The sequence below is a fragment of the Pseudomonas sp. S2_B07 genome, from assembly GCF_054668435.1.
The window spans coordinates 5,080,023-5,100,556 of record NZ_CP162769.1 but is presented as its reverse complement, the minus strand read 5'-3'; the positions used below and the strand labels follow the sequence as shown (position 1 = coordinate 5,100,556).

Genomic DNA, 20,534 nt, shown 5'->3' with positions numbered 1-20,534 from the left:
CAGACGTTTCACCAAGGACTCTTTTTACCGATGTTCAAGCCCCGGAAAACAACGTTAAAGTTGCCGGTCCTCTTGCATTGAGGCTGTAAATTTGCGACATCTACCAAGCTGTTTGCGACAGGGTCGTAAAGAAGCTGAAAGGTTAGATACGCAAGTATCGCCAACATGGTCGGCGTGATATAAGTTTGCGCCGACACAAAAAGAAAGAGCCGCCCAGATAATAAAACAGGTGGGACGGCAGTACTCTTCTAAAACCAAAGGAGCAAATCACGATGCGCGTGATGAAGTGGAGCATGATCGCACTGGCAGTTGCAGCAGCAGCCAGTACTCAGTTGGCAGTAGCCGCACCTTTCGTAAGCGACCAGGCAGAAGCCAAAGGTTTTGTTGAAGACGCGAAGGCCGACATTCTGGTTCGTAACTACTACTACAACCGTAACAAGAAAGACGGCGCTACCGACGACAAAGACTGGACCCAGGGCATTCAGGGCAACTTCAGCTCTGGCTACACCCAAGGCCTGATCGGCGTTGGCGTTGAAGCTTGGGGCCAACTGGCCATCAAGCTGGACGGTTCCGACAAATACGCAGGTTCGGGCAACATGTCCGTGGACGGCGATGGCGAAGTCAACAATAGCCAAGGCAAAGCCGGCGCTGCTGCCAAGTTCCGCATCTCCAAGACCGAGCTGAAAATCGGCGACATGCAGCCAAGCACTGCTCCAGTGTTCGCTGTTGGTGGTTCCCGTATCCTTCACCAAACTGCTACCGGCATCCAACTGCAGAGCAGCGAAGTCAAAGACCTTGACCTCGAAGGCGGCCACTTCACTTCGGCAACCAGCCAGGACAGCAACGCCCGTGACGGCGACCTGTGGGCTACTTACGCTGGCGTGAAAGCCAACTCCATCGACTACTTCGGTGGCAAATACGGCATCAACGACAACCTGAGCTTCTCGCTCTACGGTGCCAAGCTCGAAGACGTCTGGAACCAGTACTACGCGAACGCGAACTATACCCTCCCGCTGGGTGGCGATGAGTCGTTGAACTTCGACGCCAACTACTACAACACCAAGGACACCGGTAACGCTAAAGCAGGCGAAATCAGCAACAACGCCTACTCCCTGGCTGCTGCTTTCTCGTTCCTGAAAGCGCACACCCTGACCCTGGGCTTCCAGAAAGTGAACGGCGATACCCCGTTCGACTACGTCGGTGTGGGTAAAAACAACCGCGGTGGCGACTCGATCTTCCTCGCCAACTCCATCCAGTACTCTGACTTCAACGCCCCTGGCGAGAAGTCGGTACAAGCCCGTTACGACCTGAAAATGGCCGAATACGGCGTACCTGGTCTGAGCTTCATGACCCGTTACGTGAAAGGTTGGGACATCGACGGCACCAACACTCCAGCAGGCAGCGCTTACGCTGGTCTGTACGGTGCAGACGGCAAACACCACGAAGTCAACGTAGAAGCCAAATACGTTATTCAATCCGGTCCGGCTAAAGATCTGTCGTTCCGCATCCGTCAAGCATGGCACACCGCCAACGCAGACGAAGGCGAAGGCGATATCTCTGAGTTCCGCCTGATCACCGACTACCCACTCAACATTCTGTAATTGCAGAACGTTAGTTTGCGGTAATCAAAAAAAGGCCCATCTTCGGATGGGCCTTTTTCGTTGGCTATCAATTAAGCGTTAAAACGATCAAATCCGTGAGAAACATGCCTGACCAAAGAGTCAGACATGATCAAAAAACAATCACTGCACCGCAGATTCCTGAACCACGCGAATAACCCGCTGTGGAAACGGAATATCAATACCGGCATTTTTCAAGCGATCACGGGACTGTTCGTTGAACATGAACATCACCTCCCAGTAATCCGCCGTCTTTACCCAGACCCGAAGCGAAAGAGTGATCGAACTGTCACCCAAAGTAGACACCACTGCCTGAGGTGCCGGATCTGCCAATACACGCGGATCTTTGGCCAACTCCAGCAGTACTTCACGAGCCTTCTGCAAGTCCGCTTCGTAATCCACCCCTACGTCGAACACTACTTTGCGGGTGGGTTGACGGTTGGTATTGGTAATGATGCCGTTCGACAAGTTGCCGTTAGGCACGATGATGGTTTTGTTGTCACCGGTGCGCAGTACGGTGTGGAAGATCTGAATACTGTCGACAGTACCGGCAACCCCTTGGGCTTCAATCCAGTCACCGATTCGAAACGGGCGGAACAACAGAATCAACACACCGCCGGCGAAGTTGGCCAGACTGCCTTGCAAGGCCAGACCAATGGCCAGACCCGCCGCACCGATCGCCGCGACGAACGAGGTGGTTTCCACACCGATCATCGACGCTACGCTGACAATCAGCAAAACCTTGAGAATGATGTTCGCCAGGCTGCTGATAAAACCTTGCAGCGCCAGGTCGGCGTTACGCAGGGCCAGCAGGCCACCGAGCTTTTGCGTCACTTTGTTGATCAGCCACCAACCGATGGCCAGGGTGATCACTGCCAGCAACACGCGGCTGCCGTACTCCATGATCATTGGAATCCAGGCTTGGGATGCCTTGACCAGGTTGTCCACTTCAGTATTCAAATCCATCTAATTTCTCCTGATTTCCGGCTATCCGGCACGCGAAAAAAATAAACGGCAGAACGACCAAACCCAGGGGACTTAATCATTTCTGCCGTTGGTTGGGCCTCGGACGCCGAAAACGCCGAGAGGTTCCCAAGTTGAAGGTCAGTCGCGGAAGTTGTTGAACTGCAGCGGCATATCGAACGTTTTGGCGCGCAAGGCCGCGATGGCTTCCTGCAAATCGTCACGTTTCTTGCCGGTAATGCGCACTTGCTCGCCCTGAATAGCGGCCTGAACCTTGAGCTTGGCGTCTTTGACGTGAGCGACGATTTTCTTCGCCAGTTCCTTGTCGATACCTTCCTTGAGGACCGCTTCCTGCTTCATCAGCTTGCCCGATGCGTAGGCGTCCTTGACTTCAAGGCACTGCACGTCGATTTTGCGCTTGACCAGGGCCAGCTTGAGGATCTCGATCATCGCTTCGAGCTGGAAGTCGGCCTCGGCGGTCAGGTTGACGGTCAGGTCCTTTTCCTTGAACTCGAAGGTGCCCTTGCCCTTCAGGTCATAACGGCGATCGAGTTCCTTGACGGCGTTTTCGACCGCGTTGGTGACTTCGTGTTTGTCCAGTTCGGATACCACGTCGAACGACGGCATGTAATCTCTCCAATAAAAAGGCGCGCTCGATTGCAATGGCGCGCGCTTGGCTTGCGGTTAAAATCGGGCTCATTATAACGGGTCTTTTCCAACCGATACTGCGAGCCTCACATGCCTGCCTCAAACCGAGCAAAAAGCTGATGTCGACTACTTGGCATGTATTGGGCGCCGGCAGCCTCGGCACGTTGTGGGCCACACGTCTGGCGCGGGCCGATTTGCCGGTCAGGCTGATCGTTCGGGATGCGCAGCGCTTGCAGGCATATCAAGCCGCAGGCGGTTTGACGCTGGTCGAGCACGACGTAGCCAATACCTATGATATCCCCGGCGAAACACCGGACAGCCGCGAACCGATCAGCCGCCTGTTGGTGGCCTGCAAGGCTTACGACGCCGAGAAAGCCGTCGCACAACTGGCGCCACGCCTGACACCCGACGCCGAGCTGATCCTGCTGCAGAACGGCCTCGGCAGTCAGGACGCCGTGGCGGCGCAGGTGCCGCAAGCCCGTTGCGTGAGTGCATCGAGTACCGAAGGCGCGTTTCGCGATGGCGACTGGCGTGTGGTGTTCGCGGGCCACGGTTACACCTGGCTGGGGGATGCAGGCCATCCGGTTGCGCCGATCTGGCTGGATGACCTGGTGGCTGCCGGAATCCCCCATGAATGGAGCACCGACATTCTCACGCGGCTGTGGCGAAAACTGGCGCTTAACTGTGCGATCAACCCCCTGACAGTCCTTCATAACTGCCGTAATGGCGGATTGCAGGCGCATCAGTGCGAAGTCGCGACTCTCTGCGGCGAATTGACCGAGTTGCTGGAACGGTGTGGTCAGCCCGCTGCGGCAGAAAACCTGCAACAGGAAGTCGAGCGCGTCATCCAGGCCACGGCGGCCAACTACTCCTCGATGTACCAGGACGTCGCGAATCAGCGCCGCACCGAAATCACCTACCTGCTGGGCCATGTGTGCAAAGTGGCCGAGCGTCATCAACTGAACCTGCCCCACCTGCATCAATTACAGCAGCGGCTGATCGGCCATCTGCACAGCCTTGGATTGCCCAGCGACTGAGCAGCGGCTACGCTGGCCACGTGTTCCATTTAAGCGACGAACCTGATGCCATTGCGCCAGCGCCTTGAAAACCTTCCCGTCGGCCAGAAGCTGCTGGCCGCCCTGCTGGTGCTGTTGATCACCATCCTGCTGGTTGCCAACCTGACCTTCATCAGCGCGGCGTATTACATCTCCCAGGAAAGCATGGCGCCCCAAGCCTTGCAGACCATTGGCCGACTGGTGTCGAACCCGAGCCTGGTGGCCGACGCCCTGAAGACGCCACAAAACGCCGAACGCCTGCTCAACGAACTCAACAGTTACTCGCCGCTGCGTGCAGCCGCCATTTATGACGGCAAGGGCGAACGGCTGGCCCAGTTGCAGCATGGCGACAAACTCAGCCTGCCGGGGCGCTATCAGCACATAGAGGCTTGGCAAGCGACCGAGTTTCGCAGCAATCAACTGATCACCCTGCCCCGCCCCGGCACTGAGCCTGGTCATTTGTTGCTGGTGGCCAGCAGTGAGCTGCCAATGGCGTTCTACACCGGAACCCTGACTGCCAGCCTGGGCATTCTGATCTTCAGCGTGTTGTTGTGGCTGGTGATTGCCCGGCAAATCAAACGGCTGATTACCCGCCCCATCCATGAGCTCGAAGAGCTGTCCCGGCAGGTGACCCGCGAAGAGAACTACGCGCTGCGAGCCTCCCGTGGCAACCACGACGAAATCGGCAGCCTCGCCGAGGCGTTCAACACCATGCTCTCGCGGATCGAAGCCCGTGAGCAGCAACTCAAACGGGCGCGGGACGACTCCCAGGCCGCTTACGACCAGGCCCAGGGCCTGGCCGAAGAAACCCGCCACACCAATCGCAAGCTGGAACTCGAAGTCCAGGTGCGCAGCAAGATCGAGAAAAAGCTCACCGGTTTCCAGAACTACCTCAACAGCATCATCGACTCCATGCCGTCGGCGCTGATCGCCCTCGACGAACAGCTCTACGTGACCCAGTGGAATCAGGAGGCCAGTGCCCTGTCCGGCACGCGCCTGGACGAAGCGCTGAACCAGCCGATCTTCCTCGCCTTCGAACCGTTGAAGCCGTTTCTGCCGCAGCTCAAGCAAACCGTCGAGCAGCACACCGTGGCCAAGATCGAGCGGGTAACGTGGTTCAAGGACGATGAGCCCAAGCATTACGCCCTGACCTTTTACCCGCTGATGGGCGGCGCCGGGCGCGGCGTGGTGATCCGGATCGATGACATCACTCAGCGCCTGTCGCTGGAAGAAATGATGGTGCAGTCGGAGAAAATGCTCTCGGTCGGTGGCCTCGCCGCCGGCATGGCCCACGAAATCAATAACCCGTTGGGCGCGATCCTGCACAACGTGCAGAACATTCGCCGACGCCTGTCACCTGACCTGCCGAAGAACCTGGAGCAGGCCGAGCACATTGGCATCGAGCTGGAAACGGTCAACCGGTACCTGCAAGCGCGCGAAGTCCCGCAACTGCTCGACGGCATTCAGCAAGCCGGCGCCCGGGCGGCGAAGATTGTGACGCACATGCTCAGCTTCAGCCGTCGCAGCACCCGGCAAATGGCCCCGTGCGACCTGCCGGCGCTGATCGATCAAGCGGTGGAAATCGCCGGTAACGACTTCGACCTGGCGATTGGTTTCGACTTCAAGGGCCAGGCAATCATTCGCCAGTTCGATCCGGCCCTCGGCCCGGTGCCCGGCACGGCCAACGAATTGGAGCAGGTGCTGCTCAACCTGTTGAAAAACGCGGCTCAGGCCATTCACCAGCGTGAAGATGACCGCGAACCGGGACGGATCATTCTGCGCACCAAACTGAATCCGCCCTGGGCGGAAATCCAGGTCGAGGACAACGGCATCGGCATGAGCGAAAACGTGCGCAAACGCACGTTCGAGCCGTTCTTCACCACCAAGGAAATCGGCCAGGGCACGGGGTTGGGCCTGTCGGTTTCCTATTTCATCATCACCAACAATCACAAGGGCCAGATGGAAGTGCAATCGACGCCGGGCCAAGGCACCTGTTTCACCTTGCGCCTGCCCTTGGCGGGCACGCCAGTCATCTCTCAAGAACTCAATCAGCTATCGAGGTAACCCATGGGCTTTCGCTTGTCGAAAATTTACACCCGCACTGGCGACAAAGGCGAAACCGGGCTTGGCGATGGTCGCCGGGTGCCCAAGGATCACCCGCGGATCGAAGCCATTGGCGAAGTCGACTCGCTGAACAGCCAGGTCGGTGTGCTGTTGGCCGGGTTGGCCGCAGAACGCATCACATATCCGGGGTTGAACGAGGTGATCGAGGTGTTGGCGCCTTGCCAGCACCGCTTGTTCGACTTGGGTGGCGAGCTGGCGATGCCGGAGTATCAGGCGTTGGACGCGGCGGAGATCGAACGTCTGGAAGCGGCGATTGATCACTGGAATGAAGAGTTGGGACCGCTGGAGAATTTCATACTGCCCGGCGGTTCAGCATTGATCGCTCAGGCGCATGTGTGCAGATGCCTGGCGCGCACTGCGGAACGGCGGTGCCAGCAGTTGAATGCGATTGAACCGTTGGCCGGGGTTGGGTTGGCGTATATCAATCGGTTGTCGGATGTGTTGTTTGTGGTGGCGCGGGTGATTGCCAAGCGGCAGGGGGTTGCGGAGATTTTGTGGCAGGCGGCGGTGAAACCTCAGGTTTAACCGGCGCCTGCTCGCGATGGGGGTGGCAGCTACTCCAAAGAATCCGGCCAGAACGCCCGAATCCCCGCCACGCCCTGAGCCCCGGCTTCCCAGGCTTGTTGCCGCTCTGCCGGGCCAACACCGCCCAACAGGAACACTGGCTTGCTGAAGCCCGTCATCAACGCCGAAGCCTGATCCCAACCCAACGGCTGCGCATCCGGATGAGTCTGGGTCTTCTGCACCGGCGAGAGGGTCACAAAGTCCACGCCCATTTGCTCGGCCAACGCCAGTTCTTCAGCGTTATGACACGACGCCGCCAACCAGCGCGACGCCGGCAGTGGTCGCCCGGCCGCTGCGTATTTACGCAACTGGGCGGAGGTGATGTGCCAACCGGCGGACGGGAAATCACCAAGCCATTCGAACGGCCCCTTGATCATCAGTTGCGCCTTGCCCGCACACAGCCCGGCTGCGTCCACCGCCAGGTCGCGGTACTTTGGATCGTAGCCGTTGGGCGCCCGTAGCTGGATCAACTTGATCCCACCGGCGATGGCTTTCTGAATGCCGCGCAGCAAGGCCGGGGTTTCCAGATCTTCGGGGGTAATCAGATACTCCGCTGGCAAGCGTGCAGCCGCGACGATCGGCTGGTTGGCCGCCGGGAACTCGTAGTTCAACAGGTCGCGTGGTGACACCCATTCCAACGGCTGACCTTCGGCGCCGTGGGGTTCGCCGGTAAAAGCCGAGACCTCCCAGACATCCAGTAACACGTGCTTGTCCGGGTAGTCGTGATGAACTTTGATCAGCGGTCGCGCGGCGCTGACCACAATGCCCAGCTCTTCCTGAAGCTCACGACTCAGTGCGGTTTCGACGGACTCGTCGCCCTCGACCTTGCCACCGGGAAACTCCCACAAACCGCCCTGGTGCTGAGTGTCGGCACGGCGTGCGATAAGGATCTTGCCGCTGTTATCACGGATAACGGCAGCGGCTACATGAACTCGTTTCACTGCCCGACCTCCTCCAGACCTGCCTTCTGCCAGGCCTTGAACGCCGGCCATTGGTAGATGGCTTCGACATAGGCTTCGTCCGCTGCCGGCAATTTCACCTGATAGGTGCGCAGGCGTACGGCAATCGGGGCGAAGAACGCATCGGCCAGGGTTGTGCCGCCGAACAGGAACGGACCCATGTCAGTCGCCACCGTTCGGCATTCCGCCCACAACGCCAGCATGCGCTGGATATCGGCCTGAACATCATCAGGCGTCGGCGACAGCGGCGCATTGCGGCTCAGGTCGAACGGCATGTTGCCGCGCATGGCAAAGAACCCGGCGTGCATCTGCGCACAAGCCGAACGCGCCTGGGCTCGGGCGGCGGTATCTTTTGGCCAGAGACCGGCATTGGGGAACTGCTCGGCCAGGTACTCGGCAATCGCCAGGGAATCGGCGATGGTGCCGTGTTCGGTTTTCAGCAGCGGGACTTTGCCGGTCGGCGAATGCTTGAGCAGGCGTTCGCGGGTGTCGGGTTGACCCAGTTTGATCAATTCTTCGGTGTAGGCCGCGCCGGTCAGCTCGAGGGCCAGTGCGCCGCGCAGGGACCAGGAGGAAAGCAGTTTGTCGCCGATGATCAGGTGGAGGCTCATGTTCGGGACCTTTTTTGATGAGGGGTACAGACCGGAATCTTCGGTGTCTGGCCGTCCGTCATCGCGGGCAAGCCTGCCCCCACAGTGAACGCGTTGAACACAACCTTTGTGTACGCCACTGAACCTGTGGGAGCGGGCTTGCCCGCGATGGGGGTGAATCGATCTTAAGTACGGTACTCGGCGTTGATCTTCACGTATTCGTGGGACAAGTCGGTGGTCCAGATGGTTTCGCTGCAATCGCCGCGACCCAGCTCGATACGGATGGTGATCTCTTCCTGCTGCATCACTGCAGCGCCCTGGGCTTCAGTGTAAGTCGCGGCACGCGCACCACGGCTGGCAATGCACACGTCGCCGAGGAACACGTCGATCTTGCTCACGTCCAGGTTCGGCACGCCCGCCCGGCCAACGGCAGCCAGGATGCGGCCCCAGTTCGGGTCGGAAGCAAACAACGCCGTCTTGATCAGCGGCGAGTGCGCCACGGTGTAGCCGACGTCCAGGCATTCCTGGTGATTGCCGCCGCCGTTGACTTCAACGGTGACAAACTTGGTCGCGCCTTCGCCGTCGCGAACGATGGCCTGGGCCACGTCCATGCACACTTCGAAAACAGCCTGCTTCAACTTGGCGAACAACTCGCCTTCGGCACGGGTGATTTCCGGCAGTGCAGCCTGACCGGTGGCGATCAACATGCAGCAGTCGTTGGTCGACGTGTCGCCGTCGATGGTGATGCGGTTGAACGACTTGTTGGCACCGTCCAACAACAGGTTTTGCAGCACATCGCGGGAGACTTTGGCGTCGGTGGCGATGTAGCCGAGCATGGTCGCCATGTTCGGACGGATCATGCCCGCGCCTTTGCTGATGCCGGTGACGGTGATGGTCACGCCGTCATGCTGGAACTGGCGGCTCGCCCCCTTGGGCAGGGTGTCGGTGGTCATGATGCCGGTGGCGGCCGCTTCCCAGTTGTGGATCGACAGGTCGTCAAGGGCTGCTTGCAGCGCGCCTTCGATTTTCTCGACCGGCAGCGGCTCGCCAATCACACCGGTGGAGTAAGGCAGCACCAGGCTGGCATCGACGCCCGTCAGCTCAGCCAGTTTGGCGCAAGTGCGCTCGGCGGCGGCCAGGCCAGGTTCGCCAGTGCCGGCGTTGGCATTGCCGGTGTTGGTCAACAGGTAACGCACCGGGCCTTGCACGCGTTGCTTGGCCAGGATCACCGGGGCGGCGCAAAAGGCGTTCAGGGTGAAAACGCCAGCGACGGTGGAACCTTCGGCGCAGCGCATGACCACAACATCCTTGCGCCCCGGGCGCTTGATGCCGGCCGAGGCGATACCGAGTTCAAAACCGGCAACCGGGTGCAACGTTGGCAAAGGACCAAGACCAACAGCCATGAATGCGCTCCTCAAAAAATGTAGTCATCACCGTCATGCGATGAACGGCGGTATTAAATGGCAAAACGCCGCGACGGCTGATGCCGGTCGCGGCGCGGGTATTTCAGCGTTTGAAACGGGTTTTACTGAATCTGCCCGTGGCAATGCTTGAATTTCTTGCCCGAACCGCAGTAGCACAGTTCGTTGCGGCCCAGCTTCTGCTCGTTACGAACCGGTGCTGCGGCGAGGGCGACATCAATATCTTCCCCCAGCGGTTCCACTTGCTCGAGACCCGGTGCTTCTTCGTGATGGAACTGCAAGCGTGCGGCCAGTGCTTCGGCTTCCTGACGCAGGCGTTGCTCTTCGGCTTCCGGATCTTCGCGGCGAACCTGAACGTGCGACAGCACACGGATCGAGTCGCGCTTGATCGAATCCAGCAGCTCGGAGAACAGCGTGAACGACTCGCGCTTGTACTCTTGCTTCGGGTTCTTCTGGGCATAGCCACGCAAGTGGATGCCATGACGCAGGTGGTCCATGGTCGACAGGTGGTCTTTCCACAGGTCGTCGAGCACGCGCAGTACGATTTGTTTCTCGAAGCTGCGCAGCGCTTCGGCACCCGCCTGGTCTTCTTTCTCGTTGTACGCCGCGATCAGCTCTTGCATCAGCTTCTCGCGCAGGGTTTCTTCGTACAGGTGATCGTCTTCGTCGAGCCATTGCTGGATCGGCAGCGCCACACCGAAGTCGCTCTGCAACGCAGCCTCCAGACCGGCCACGTCCCACTGCTCAGGCAGCGATTGCGGTGGAATGTGCGCGCTGACGGTAGAGTTGAGCACGTCCTGACGGAAATCAGCGATGGTTTCGCCAATGTTGTCGGCGGCCAGCAACGTGTTACGCATGTGATAAATCACTTTACGCTGTTCGTTGTTGACGTCGTCGAACTCGAGCAGTTGCTTACGAATATCGAAGTTACGGCCTTCAACCTTGCGCTGAGCCTTTTCGATGGCGTTGGTCACCATACGGTGCTCGATCGCCTCGCCTGGCTGCATGCCCAGGGCCTTCATGAAGTTCTTCACTCGGTCAGAGGCGAAGATGCGCATCAGACTGTCTTCCAGCGACAGGTAGAAGCGGCTGGAACCGGCGTCGCCCTGACGACCGGCACGACCACGCAACTGGTTGTCGATACGGCGCGATTCGTGACGCTCGGAAGCAATGACCTGCAAGCCGCCCGATTCGAGCACTTGCTGGTGACGCTTCTGCCAGTCGGCCTTGATCTGGGCAATCTGCTCCGGAGTAGGATCTTCCAGGGACGCCACTTCCACTTCCCAGTTACCGCCCAACAGGATGTCGGTACCACGACCGGCCATGTTGGTGGCGATGGTCAGTGCGCCTGGGCGACCGGCCTGGGCAATGATCTCGGCTTCCTTTTCGTGGAACTTGGCGTTCAGAACCTTGTGTTCGATGCCTTGTTCCACCAGCAGGCGGGACATGTGTTCGGAGGTTTCGATGGTCGCGGTACCCACCAGCACCGGACGGCCCGCCGCCATGCTTTCCTTGATGTCCGCCACGATGGCCGTGTATTTCTCGTCGGCCGTCAGGAACACCAGGTCGTTGTAGTCCTTACGGGCCAACGGCTTGTTCGGCGGAATGACCATGACCTGCAGGCCATAGATCTGATGGAACTCGAACGCCTCGGTGTCAGCCGTACCGGTCATGCCGGACAGCTTGTTGTACAGGCGGAAGTAGTTCTGGAACGTGGTCGATGCCAGGGTCTGGCTTTCGGCCTGGATGTTCAGGTTTTCCTTGGCTTCGATGGCCTGGTGCAGGCCTTCGGACAAACGACGACCCGGCATGGTACGACCGGTGTGTTCGTCGACCAGGACAACCTGACCGTCCTGCACGATGTACTCGACGTTGCGGTGGAACAGTTTGTGCGCGCGCAGACCGGCATAAACGTGGGTCAGCAGGCCCAGGTTGTGGGCCGAGTACAGGCTCTCGCCTTCAGCCAGCAGGCCGAGGGAGGTCAGCGATTCTTCTACGAATTGATGGCCCGCTTCGTTGAGTTCAACCTGACGGGTCTTCTCATCGACGGTGTAGTGGCCGGCCTTGGTGACTTCGCCTTCAACTTCTTCGACGTGCAATTCCAGGCGCGGGATCAGTTTGTTGATCTCGATGTACAGCTTGGAGCTGTCCTCGGCCTGACCGGAAATGATCAGTGGAGTACGGGCTTCGTCGATGAGGATGGAGTCGACTTCGTCGATCACGGCAAAATTGAGTTCGCGCTGGAATTTTTCTTCCATGCTGAACGCCATGTTGTCGCGCAGGTAATCGAAACCGAATTCGTTGTTGGTGCCGTAGGTAATGTCAGCGGCGTAAGCCAGACGTTTCTCTTCCGGTGGCTGGAACGGCGTGACCACGCCGACCGTCAGGCCGAGGAATTCGTAGAGCGGACGCATCCAGTTGGCGTCACGACGGGCCAGGTAGTCGTTCACTGTCACAACGTGCACGCCCTTGCCGGACAGCGCGTTGAGGTAAACGCCCAGTGTTGCCACCAGGGTCTTGCCTTCACCGGTACGCATTTCCGCGATCATGCCTTCATGCAAGGTCATGCCGCCGATCAGCTGGACATCGAAGTGGCGCATACCCATGACACGCTTGCCGGCTTCGCGGGCGACCGCAAAGGCTTCTGGCAACAGCTTGTCGAGGGATTCCCCTTTGGCGATGCGGGCCTTGAACTCGTCTGTCTTGGCACGCAATTGATCGTCCGAAAGGGCCACCATTTGCTCTTCGAAGGCATTGACGAATTGCACCGTCTTGAGCATGCGTTTGACTTCACGCTCGTTCTTGCTTCCAAAAAGTTTCTTTAACAAAGGCGCAAACATATCGGCAGGATCTTCCACACTAAAGGGATGGAGGGCGGCCCCGTGAGTCGCCCGTGCAGCCCTCATGGCCGCATGCGAACGAGCATTCTACCCGGAAACGATGGTGAGGAAAGTGGCGTTATTCCACGATGCATGCACTGCGCTGTAACGGGGCTCACTTAAAATAAGGGCTTTTTACTGAACTTCAAGCCGTTCACGGCAGAAGTTACTTGTTGATTTAATGGGTAAAGCGCGCGCAAAGCAATGGGTCAGGTGCAGGAGGTGCTTTCTGCTACCATAGCGGCTCTGTTACTTCAGGTGTCTGATCATGGCATTTCGCCCTCTTACGGCCAGAGCACCCGCCGTTCTGCTTCGCGAAGCCAAGCCGCTGAAAGCTATTTTTGGCCACGCTCAACGCCTGGGTCATTTACAACGCCTGCTCGAAAGCCAGCTGCAGCCCGCCGCTCGCGAACACTGCCATGTTGCTTCGTGGCGCGAAGGCAGTTTGTTGCTGATCGTCACCGACGGACACTGGGCAACGCGCCTGCGCTATCAGCAAAAGCGTCTGCAACGCCAGTTACAGATGTTTGACGAGTTTGCCAGCCTGACCCGGATTCTGTTCAAGGTGCAGCCACCGACCGTGCAACAAGGCGCGGCGGGGCACACCATCAGTTTGTCGTCCGATGCGGGCGCGACCATTCAGGCCACGGCCGACGGGATCAGCGATCCAAATCTGCGGGCTGCGCTGGAACGCCTTGCGGCGCACGCAAAACCAAAGACCTGACACACCGATTTCTGTAGGCGCTGGGCTTGCCTGCGATGGGCGCGCCGCAGTGCAACAGATACACCGCGTTATCGTTCATCGCGGGCAAGCCATGCTCCTACAAGGTTCAGCGGCTTTTTTTGCCGCCGAGCAACGACCCCATCAACCCGCGTACCAATTGTCGGCCCAACTGATTAGCCGCCTGTCGCATCGCCGACTTCAGGGCCTGCCCGGCCGCCGTGCCGAGAAACTCCCCGGCCTGTTCGGTGAAACTTGGCTCTTGGGGCGCAGGTTTGGACGGCGCGGCCTCGGGATCAGGTGCCAACCCCTTACGCCCCATCAGCACTTCATAGGCCGATTCCCGATCTATCGGCTTGTCGTAGCGTCCCTGCAACGGCGAACCGGCGATCAGTGCCGCACGCTCGGCCTCGCTCAACGGCCCGATCCGCGATTGTGGTGGCGCGATCAACACACGCTGAACCATCTCCGGCGTGCCTTTATCGGCCAGCGTCCCGACCAGCGCCTCGCCGATCCCCAGCTCGGTCAACACCGACAAGGCATCGAACGCCGGGTTCGGCCGGAAGCCCTCGGCCACGGCGCGCAGGGACTTCTGTTCCTTGGCGGTGAACGCACGCAAACCGTGCTGGATGCGCAGCCCCAACTGAGCCAGCACGTCATCCGGCAGGTCACCCGGCGATTGGGTGACGAAATACACGCCCACGCCTTTCGAGCGAATCAGCCGCACCACTTGTTCCAGTCGATCCTGCAGCGCCTTGGGCGTCCCGGCGAACAGCAAATGGGCTTCGTCGAAAAACAACGCCAGCAGCGGTTTGTCCGCATCACCGCGCTCCGGTAATTGCTCGAACAGCTCGGCGAGCAGCCACAGCAGGAATGTCGCGTACACCTTCGGGGCTTCGTGAACCAGACGACTGGCATCCAGCAAATGAATGCGCCCGCGACCGTCAGCGGTTGGTTGCAGAATGTCTTCGAGTTGCAGCGCCGGTTCGCCGAACAGCGCTTCGGCGCCTTGTTGCTCCAGCGTGGCCAGCCGCCGCAACAGCGCCTGACTGGAACCGGTGGTCATCAACGCGGCGTCATCGCCGAGCAATTCGGGGTTATCACGCAGGTGATTGAGCAGCGCCTTGAGGTCCTTGAGGTCGAGCAGCAACAGCCCTTCGCGGTCCGCCACCTTGAACGCCGCGTACAGCGCCGACTGCTGGCTGTCGGTCAGTTCCAGCAGACTGCCGAGCAACAACGGGCCCATTTCACTCAAGGTGGTGCGCAATGGATGACCGGACTGGCCATGAATGTCCCACAGCGTCACGGGATACGCCTGGGGCTTGTGGTTCAGCCACGGCATCCCGGCGATGCGCTCGGCGATCTTGCCTTGGGGGGTGCCAGCGGCGCCGAGGCCACACAGATCGCCTTTGATATCGGCGGCAAACACCGCCACGCCTGCGTCGCTGAAGGCTTCGGCCATGCGCTGCAAGGTGACGGTTTTACCGGTCCCGGTAGCGCCGGCGACCAGGCCGTGACGATTTGCCAGACGCATGGCCTGGGCGATGGACTGGCCGGCAAGGTCGGCACCGAGAACGAGTTGCGATGAGTCAGGCATTTGGTCACCTAATGGTTAATCTTTGATCCGGCGCGGCCGATACAAAAAACGAGACTTCACAGAAATCAGCGCCGGTATTCCCTAAGGACAGGACAGAACTATCAGCTGCTTTTCACCCTGCCCGTTTTGCGTGCCTTTATAAAAGCACGCCCTGAACAATAAGACCTTAGCGGAACCCCAAGCCATGAACAAAAACCTGCGCTTCAGCCATAAAATTTTGCTTGCCGCCGCCCTCATTGTTATTGCTGCCTTCGCCTCGTTCACCCTGTACAACGACTATTTACAGCGCAACGCCATCCGCGAAGACCTGGACAATTACCTCAATGAGATGGGCGACGTCACCGCCAACAACATCCAGACCTGGTTGGCCGGTCGTATCCTGCTGATCGATAACCTCGCTCAAAACATCGCCATCAACCCAGAACAGTCCAATGTCGCCAGCCTGCTTGAGCAGAAAGCCCTGACCTCGACCTTCATGGCGTCCTACCTGGGCGATGCCACCGGCAGCTTTACCATTCGCCCCGACGCCAAGATGCCGGCCGGCTTCGATCCACGGGTTCGCCCTTGGTATAAAGGTGCCGAAAGCAGCAGCACCGCGACCCTGACCGAACCGTACATCGACGCGGCCACTGGCCAGACCATCATCTCCATCGCCACCGCCTCGAAGAAGGCCGGGCAAAGCGTCGGCGTGGTGGGCGGCGACCTGAGCCTGCAAACCCTGATCGACACCCTCAGCGCCCGTGATTTTGACGGCATGGGGTATGCCTTCCTGGTCAGCGCCGACGGTAAAATCCTGGTGCACCCGGACAAAGCCCTGGTCATGAAGTCCCTGGGCGAGGCGTACCCGAAAAATACCCCGCGCATCAGCAGCGACTTCAGTGAGGTCGACGTCGACGGCAAGACCCGTATCGTCACCTTCACCGCGATCAAAGGCCTGCCATCGGTCAACTGGTACATCGGCCTGTCGGTGGACAAGGACAAAGCCTTCTCGATGCTCAGTTCGTTCCGTGCATCCGCCGTGGTCGCGACCATTATTGCCGTGGCGATCATCATCGCGCTGCTGGGCATGCTGATTCGCATCCTGATCCAGCCGCTGCACGTCATGACCCGCGCCATGGAAGACATCGCCGACGGTGAAGGCGACCTGACCAAACGCCTGACCATCCAGAACAACGACGAATTCGGCATCCTCGGCACCGCGTTCAACCGTTTTGTGGAACGTATTCACACCTCAATTCGCGAAGTGTCCTCGGCCACCGGGCAAGTCAACGAAGTGGCACTGCGCGTGGTGGCCGCCTCGAACTCGTCGATGTTCAACTCCGATCAGCAGGCCTCGCGCACCAGCAGCGTCGCCGCCGCGATCAATCAGCTCGGGGCCGCCGCCCAGGAAATCGCCCGCAACGCCGCGCAAGCGTCGAGTCAGGCCAGCGATGCCCGCAGCCTGGCCGAAGATGGCCAGCAAGTGGTGGACCGCAGCATCAAAGCGATGAATCAGCTGTCGAGCATGCTCAGCGCCTCGAGCACCAACATCGAATCGCTGAACAGCAAAACCGTGAACATCGGCCAGATCCTCGAAGTGATCACCAGCATTTCCCAGCAAACCAACCTGCTGGCACTCAACGCGGCCATCGAAGCCGCCCGTGCCGGTGAAGCCGGCCGCGGTTTCGCGGTGGTAGCAGATGAAGTGCGCAACCTGGCGCACCGCACGCAGGAATCGGCGCAACAGGTACAGACCATGATCGAGGAGCTGCAAGTCGGCGCCCGCGAATCCGTCAGCACCATGAGCGACAGCCAGCGCCACAGTCAGGACAGCGTTGAAATCGCCAACCTGGCGGGCGAGCGGTTGAACAGTGTGACGTTGCGCATCGGCGAAATCGACGGGATGAACCAGTCGGTGGCCACCGCGACGGAAGAGCAGACAGCGGTGGTGGAGTCGATCAACGTCGACATTACCGAGATCAATACGCTGAACCAGGAAGGCGTGGAGAACCTGCAATCGACGTTGCGCGCGTGCTCGGATCTTGAGCAGCAGGCTTCGCGGCTTAAGCAGCTGGTCGGCAGTTTCCGTATCTAGTGTCAGTTAGGGCCCCATCGCGAGCAGGCTCACTCCTATAAGGTTTTGCACTGAACCTGTGGGAGTGAGCCTGCTCGCGATAGCGGTCTATCAAACACCACAAAAGCCCCGCTAACACCCCACCACAAAACCCCAGCCGAACATCTATCCTTCATAAAGGTCAATCAAGGGAGAACAACAGACCGGAGGGCCGCTCATCGTGCATATCGCGGACATCACCATGTTCTACGCCCCGGCCAGCGGTGGCGTGCGCACGTATCTGGATGCCAAGCACCGTCGCCTGGTGATCAAGCCAGGCATTCGCCACAGTCTGTTGATTCCAGGCGCACACCTGAGTGAAACGGATGGCGTCTACACAGTTCCCGCCCCCGCCCTGCCCTTTGGCAAGGGTTATCGTTTTCCCCTCCGCCTCGCTCCCTGGCGAAATGTCCTGCAGGATTTACAGCCTGATCTGATCGAAGTGGGCGACCCGTACCTCACCGCCTGGGCCGCACTCGACGCGCGGCGCCAACTGGATGTCCCGGTTATCGGTTTTTATCACTCGGACTTGCCGCTGCTGGTCAGCAACCGGATGGGGAATTGGGTTACCACCAATGTCGAGGCCTATGTCAGCAAGCTCTATGGCAACTTCGACCGGGTGCTGGCGCCGAGCCGGGTCATGGCCGACAAATTGAGCGGGCTGGGCGTGAAAAACGTCTATGTCCAACCTCTGGGCGTGGATTTGCACACCTTCAATCCCGATGCCCGGGACCCTGGCCTGCGCGCCGAACTGGGCATTGATGAAAATACGCATCTGCTGATTTTCGCCGGGCGCGGTTCCAAGGAAAAAAACCTGCCGGTGCTGCTCAAGTGCATGGCACGTCTGGGGCCGCGTTTTCACCTGCTGCTGGTGGGTTCGTCGATGCCGGCCACGGTGCCGGACAACGTCACGGTGGTCGATGGGTTCTGCCCGGCCGCACACTTGGCGCGCTTGATGGCCAGCGCCGATGCCTTGTTGCATGCCGGCGACCAGGAAACGTTCGGGCTGGTGATACTCGAAGCCATGGCCAGCGGTATTCCGGTGGTCGCCGTGGCGGCCGGTGCCTTTCCGGAAATTGTGACCGAGCACTGCGGTTTGCTTTGCACGCCGAACAATTCAACAGCCATGGCCGACGCCGTTCGCGAGTTGTTCAGCCAGGGCAGCGTGGCGCTGGGGAAATCAGCGCGCAGTCATGTCGAGCGCCAATACAGCTGGGACATGGTGGTCAACAGCCTGCTGGGGCACTATCACGCCGTTCTCGGCAGCCAATGGCCGCTGGTGGCCCATGGTTAACCCGATGAGTCCACCCAGCGTCTTACTGGTACTGCATGACGTTGCGCCGCCCACCTTGGCCGACTATCAACCGTTCGTTGAAGCCGTCGACGCCTTGGGCGAGGTGCCGATGACCTGGCTGGTGGTGCCGGATTTTCACAAACACAACGGCCTTGAGGCTCATCCGGAATTTCGACGTGTGCTCACCCATCGTGTTGCACGAGGTGACGAACTGGCCTTGCACGGCTACTTTCATTGCGATGAGGGCCCTCCGCCCGACACCCCGCGAGACTGGTTCATGCGTCGGATCTACACCCATGAAGGCGAGTTTTACACCCTGTCACAACGCGCCGCGCTCGACCGGTTGCGCGCCGGCATTGAGGTCTTTGATCGTTACAATTGGCCGCTGGAAGGTTTTGTCGCCCCGGCCTGGCTGATGAGCGAAGGAACCCGCGAGGCCTTGCGCCAACTGCCACTGCGCTACACCAGTGATTCGCAGCATCTATATCAACTGCCGGATTTCACACCGATGGATGCACCCGGCCTGGTCTGGAGTGCGCGCAGTGCCTGGCGCCGGGGCCTGTCGAAACTGCTCAGCGATCAGCGCGAACAACAATGGCGCGAGGCGCCGGTCATTCGGCTGGGCTTGCACCCGGTGGACATGCGCCATGAGTTCTCCCGGCATTACTGGTTGCAAACCCTCAAGCGTTTGCTCGATGGCGGGCGCGTACCGATGACCAAATCGCAATGGCTGGCGCGGCAACGCGCCCCGCTCGGCCGCGCCGCATGAGCCGGGGCATTCTGCTGTTCGTCGCCCTGCTGGCGGCGGTGCTGATCCCGCTGCTGCTGGGCGGCAACCAAACCTGGGCGCGGCTGCAAAGTTTTCCAGTGAGTTGGCTGCTGATCATGTTCGGCATGATTCTGCTGTGCTGGGGGGTAAACACCCTGCGCCTGCGCCTGTTACTGGGCGATCAGCGCAACAAGGTCAGCCCGCTCAAAAGCCTCGGCGTCGTCATGGCCGCCGAGTTTGCCTATTGCGCCACACCCGGCGGCAGCGGCGGACCGCTGGCGATCATGGCGTTGCTGGCACGCCATGGCGTGCGACCGGCCAGGGGCAGCGCGGTGTTCGCCATGGATCAACTCAGTGATCTGCTGTTTTTTCTCTGTGCGCTGAGCGGGATTCTGATTTATGCGCTGTTCCAGCACCTCAGCCAGCGCATGGAGTGGCTACTGACCGTCAGCGTGATTTCGATGTTCGGTGGGTTGATCTGCTGCGTGATGGTTGCGCGCTACCATCGACTGCTGATTCGCCTGAGCGGGCGGTTACTGGCTCGTCTGAATGTAAAAAGCACAACGCGCCTGCGCTGGGCACGAAAACTCCTGCACTTCCTCGCCGCATTCACGGACACATTGAAGTTGCCCTTGCAGACATTGATCACGGTGTTTGCGCTGACCTGCGTGCATTGGGTGTTGCGCTACAGCGTGTTGTACCTGGCATTGCGCGGGCTGGGGGCGGATGTGCAGTGGGCCTGGTCTTTCTTGATCCAGATGCTCTCACTGAGTGCAGGGCAATTCAGCTTGCTACCGGGCGGTGCCGGGGCGGCGGAGTTGACGTCGGCCGCCTTGCTGGCGCCGATGGTGGGGAAATCAACCGCCGCAGCGGCGATTCTGATCTGGCGGGCGGTGACTTATTACTTCTACCTGATCGCGGGTGGCCCCGTGTTTTTATTGATGCTGGGGCGGCCGTTATTGAGGAAGTTGATGAAGTTCAAGCAGGCTTGATCTTGTCTTCAGGGGCTTGCTGTAACTGTTCCCACAACTCGGCAGCACCGGGGAACTCCGTACCGTCTTCCGGGCTCATGTCATCAGGGTCATAACGACTCAGACAACCTTCGCCCAAAGTAGCGGGCGCCTTGGAAGTGGCTTTGTCCAGTGGATCGACCATGGTCAATGTCCTCAGTGCAGAAACGGCGAAGGGCCTGAAGCGATTGAACGCCCAGGCCCTTCGAATTTCAACTGTAATGCACTG

Annotated in this window: 18 protein-coding genes and 1 pseudogene; 11 read left to right on the top strand and 8 right to left on the bottom strand. The window is 59.6% G+C overall.

Going from position 1 to position 20,534, the window contains the following annotated elements; translation table 11 throughout:
* Positions 1-272 precede the first annotated feature (272 nt).
* Positions 273-1,601: an OprD family porin gene (locus AB4N43_RS23475; RefSeq protein ID WP_027922931.1), complete on the top strand. Its 1,329-nt coding sequence runs from the start codon at positions 273-275 to the stop codon at positions 1,599-1,601.
* Between the two features lie 141 nt (positions 1,602-1,742).
* On the opposite strand, the gene AB4N43_RS23470 is transcribed toward AB4N43_RS23475, so the two are convergent.
* Together AB4N43_RS23470 and AB4N43_RS23465 are read right to left on the bottom strand one after the other, a co-directional pair.
* Complete coding sequence (locus AB4N43_RS23470; protein ID WP_027922930.1) at positions 1,743-2,585, bottom strand: mechanosensitive ion channel family protein; 843 nt, start codon at positions 2,583-2,585, stop codon at positions 1,743-1,745.
* 138 nt (positions 2,586-2,723) lie between these two features.
* Positions 2,724-3,209, bottom strand: coding sequence for a YajQ family cyclic di-GMP-binding protein (locus AB4N43_RS23465; RefSeq protein WP_007906601.1), 486 nt, complete (start codon positions 3,207-3,209; stop codon positions 2,724-2,726).
* Between the two features lie 140 nt (positions 3,210-3,349).
* Between AB4N43_RS23465 and AB4N43_RS23460 the strand changes: the two genes are divergently transcribed.
* Genes AB4N43_RS23460 through AB4N43_RS23450 form a run of 3 tightly spaced genes read left to right on the top strand, consistent with a single transcriptional unit; the run spans position 3,350 to position 6,934 of the window.
* Positions 3,350-4,267 (top strand): putative 2-dehydropantoate 2-reductase, encoded by a 918-nt coding sequence (locus tag AB4N43_RS23460; RefSeq protein ID WP_460151993.1) that lies wholly within the window; start codon positions 3,350-3,352, stop codon positions 4,265-4,267.
* Positions 4,268-4,312: 45 nt separating this feature from the next.
* Positions 4,313-6,349: an ATP-binding protein gene (locus AB4N43_RS23455; RefSeq protein ID WP_027922928.1), complete on the top strand. Its 2,037-nt coding sequence runs from the start codon at positions 4,313-4,315 to the stop codon at positions 6,347-6,349.
* Positions 6,350-6,352: 3 nt separating this feature from the next.
* Positions 6,353-6,934, top strand: a complete 582-nt coding sequence (locus tag AB4N43_RS23450) for a cob(I)yrinic acid a,c-diamide adenosyltransferase (protein ID WP_027922927.1) — start codon at positions 6,353-6,355, stop codon at positions 6,932-6,934.
* Between the two features lie 29 nt (positions 6,935-6,963).
* Here AB4N43_RS23450 and AB4N43_RS23445 read toward each other — a convergent pair whose 3' ends face one another.
* From AB4N43_RS23445 to argJ, 3 genes are all read right to left on the bottom strand, one after another.
* Positions 6,964-7,914, bottom strand: a complete 951-nt coding sequence (locus AB4N43_RS23445; RefSeq protein ID WP_027922926.1) for a Nudix family hydrolase — start codon at positions 7,912-7,914, stop codon at positions 6,964-6,966.
* Positions 7,911-8,543 carry a glutathione S-transferase family protein gene (locus AB4N43_RS23440; RefSeq protein WP_460151992.1) on the bottom strand — a complete coding sequence of 211 codons (633 nt, stop codon included), beginning with the start codon at positions 8,541-8,543 and terminating at the stop codon, positions 7,911-7,913. Before AB4N43_RS23440 ends, AB4N43_RS23445 begins: the two co-directional genes overlap by 4 nt.
* A 164-nt stretch (positions 8,544-8,707) precedes the next feature.
* A complete protein-coding gene (argJ, locus tag AB4N43_RS23435; RefSeq protein ID WP_027922924.1) occupies positions 8,708-9,925 on the bottom strand; it encodes a bifunctional glutamate N-acetyltransferase/amino-acid acetyltransferase ArgJ in 1,218 nt (405 codons plus the stop codon).
* Between argJ and AB4N43_RS23430 the strand changes: the two genes are divergently transcribed.
* Positions 9,924-10,076 (top strand): hypothetical protein, encoded by a 153-nt coding sequence (locus AB4N43_RS23430; protein ID WP_155953712.1) that lies wholly within the window; start codon positions 9,924-9,926, stop codon positions 10,074-10,076. The two genes, argJ and AB4N43_RS23430, sit on opposite strands and share 2 nt — an antisense overlap.
* Here the strand turns inward: AB4N43_RS23430 and secA are convergent.
* A complete protein-coding gene (secA, locus tag AB4N43_RS23425) occupies positions 10,048-12,783 on the bottom strand; it encodes a preprotein translocase subunit SecA (RefSeq protein WP_027922923.1) in 2,736 nt (911 codons plus the stop codon). The two genes, AB4N43_RS23430 and secA, sit on opposite strands and share 29 nt — an antisense overlap.
* 307 nt (positions 12,784-13,090) lie before the next feature.
* Here secA and AB4N43_RS23420 point away from each other — a divergent pair, with 307 nt between their 5' ends.
* Positions 13,091-13,546, top strand: a complete 456-nt coding sequence (locus AB4N43_RS23420; RefSeq protein WP_027922922.1) for a DUF721 domain-containing protein — start codon at positions 13,091-13,093, stop codon at positions 13,544-13,546.
* Between the two features lie 106 nt (positions 13,547-13,652).
* On the opposite strand, the gene AB4N43_RS23415 is transcribed toward AB4N43_RS23420, so the two are convergent.
* Positions 13,653-15,140, bottom strand: a complete 1,488-nt coding sequence (locus AB4N43_RS23415) for a helicase HerA-like domain-containing protein (RefSeq protein ID WP_027922921.1) — start codon at positions 15,138-15,140, stop codon at positions 13,653-13,655.
* Between the two features lie 184 nt (positions 15,141-15,324).
* On the opposite strand from AB4N43_RS23415, the pseudogene AB4N43_RS23410 reads away from it, so the two are divergent.
* From AB4N43_RS23410 to AB4N43_RS23390, 5 genes and pseudogenes are all read left to right on the top strand, one after another.
* Positions 15,325-16,308: pseudogene (locus AB4N43_RS23410) on the top strand (HAMP domain-containing protein); the annotation flags it as partial.
* A 141-nt stretch (positions 16,309-16,449) separates the two neighbouring features.
* Positions 16,450-17,214, top strand: a complete 765-nt coding sequence (locus tag AB4N43_RS23405) for a methyl-accepting chemotaxis protein (RefSeq protein WP_430539927.1) — start codon at positions 16,450-16,452, stop codon at positions 17,212-17,214.
* Between the two features lie 199 nt (positions 17,215-17,413).
* Entirely contained in the window at positions 17,414-18,526 is a 1,113-nt protein-coding gene (locus AB4N43_RS23400; protein WP_059182260.1) for a glycosyltransferase family 4 protein, read from the top strand.
* Complete coding sequence (locus tag AB4N43_RS23395) at positions 18,519-19,295, top strand: DUF2334 domain-containing protein (RefSeq protein ID WP_027922918.1); 777 nt, start codon at positions 18,519-18,521, stop codon at positions 19,293-19,295. Before AB4N43_RS23400 ends, AB4N43_RS23395 begins: the two co-directional genes overlap by 8 nt.
* Entirely contained in the window at positions 19,292-20,287 is a 996-nt protein-coding gene (locus tag AB4N43_RS23390; RefSeq protein WP_460151991.1) for a lysylphosphatidylglycerol synthase transmembrane domain-containing protein, read from the top strand. The genes AB4N43_RS23395 and AB4N43_RS23390 overlap by 4 nt, the downstream gene beginning before the upstream one ends.
* Here AB4N43_RS23390 and AB4N43_RS23385 read toward each other — a convergent pair.
* On the bottom strand, positions 20,274-20,450 hold the full coding sequence (locus AB4N43_RS23385; RefSeq protein WP_172825932.1) for a hypothetical protein: 177 nt from the start codon (positions 20,448-20,450) through the stop codon (positions 20,274-20,276). The two genes, AB4N43_RS23390 and AB4N43_RS23385, sit on opposite strands and share 14 nt — an antisense overlap.
* Positions 20,451-20,534 lie beyond the last annotated feature (84 nt).

Bases quoted from the DNA above. Each gene is read 5' to 3' on its own strand.
- AB4N43_RS23455 (WP_027922928.1), top strand. From the start codon at position 4,313: ATGCCATTGCGCCAGCGCCTTGAAAACCTTCCCGTCGGCCAGAAGCTG.
- AB4N43_RS23430 (WP_155953712.1), top strand. From the start codon at position 9,924: ATGAATGCGCTCCTCAAAAAATGTAGTCATCACCGTCATGCGATGAAC.
- AB4N43_RS23405 (WP_430539927.1), top strand. From the start codon at position 16,450: ATGTTCAACTCCGATCAGCAGGCCTCGCGCACCAGCAGCGTCGCCGCC.
- AB4N43_RS23450 (WP_027922927.1), top strand. From the start codon at position 6,353: ATGGGCTTTCGCTTGTCGAAAATTTACACCCGCACTGGCGACAAAGGC.
- AB4N43_RS23475 (WP_027922931.1), top strand. From the start codon at position 273: ATGCGCGTGATGAAGTGGAGCATGATCGCACTGGCAGTTGCAGCAGCA.
- AB4N43_RS23460 (WP_460151993.1), top strand. From the start codon at position 3,350: ATGTCGACTACTTGGCATGTATTGGGCGCCGGCAGCCTCGGCACGTTG.
- AB4N43_RS23415 (WP_027922921.1), bottom strand. From the start codon at position 15,140: ATGCCTGACTCATCGCAACTCGTTCTCGGTGCCGACCTTGCCGGCCAG.
- argJ (WP_027922924.1), bottom strand. From the start codon at position 9,925: ATGGCTGTTGGTCTTGGTCCTTTGCCAACGTTGCACCCGGTTGCCGGT.
- AB4N43_RS23395 (WP_027922918.1), top strand. From the start codon at position 18,519: ATGGTTAACCCGATGAGTCCACCCAGCGTCTTACTGGTACTGCATGAC.
- secA (WP_027922923.1), bottom strand. From the start codon at position 12,783: ATGTTTGCGCCTTTGTTAAAGAAACTTTTTGGAAGCAAGAACGAGCGT.
- AB4N43_RS23390 (WP_460151991.1), top strand. From the start codon at position 19,292: ATGAGCCGGGGCATTCTGCTGTTCGTCGCCCTGCTGGCGGCGGTGCTG.
- AB4N43_RS23420 (WP_027922922.1), top strand. From the start codon at position 13,091: ATGGCATTTCGCCCTCTTACGGCCAGAGCACCCGCCGTTCTGCTTCGC.
- AB4N43_RS23470 (WP_027922930.1), bottom strand. From the start codon at position 2,585: ATGGATTTGAATACTGAAGTGGACAACCTGGTCAAGGCATCCCAAGCC.
- AB4N43_RS23465 (WP_007906601.1), bottom strand. From the start codon at position 3,209: ATGCCGTCGTTCGACGTGGTATCCGAACTGGACAAACACGAAGTCACC.
- AB4N43_RS23440 (WP_460151992.1), bottom strand. From the start codon at position 8,543: ATGAGCCTCCACCTGATCATCGGCGACAAACTGCTTTCCTCCTGGTCC.
- AB4N43_RS23385 (WP_172825932.1), bottom strand. From the start codon at position 20,450: ATGGTCGATCCACTGGACAAAGCCACTTCCAAGGCGCCCGCTACTTTG.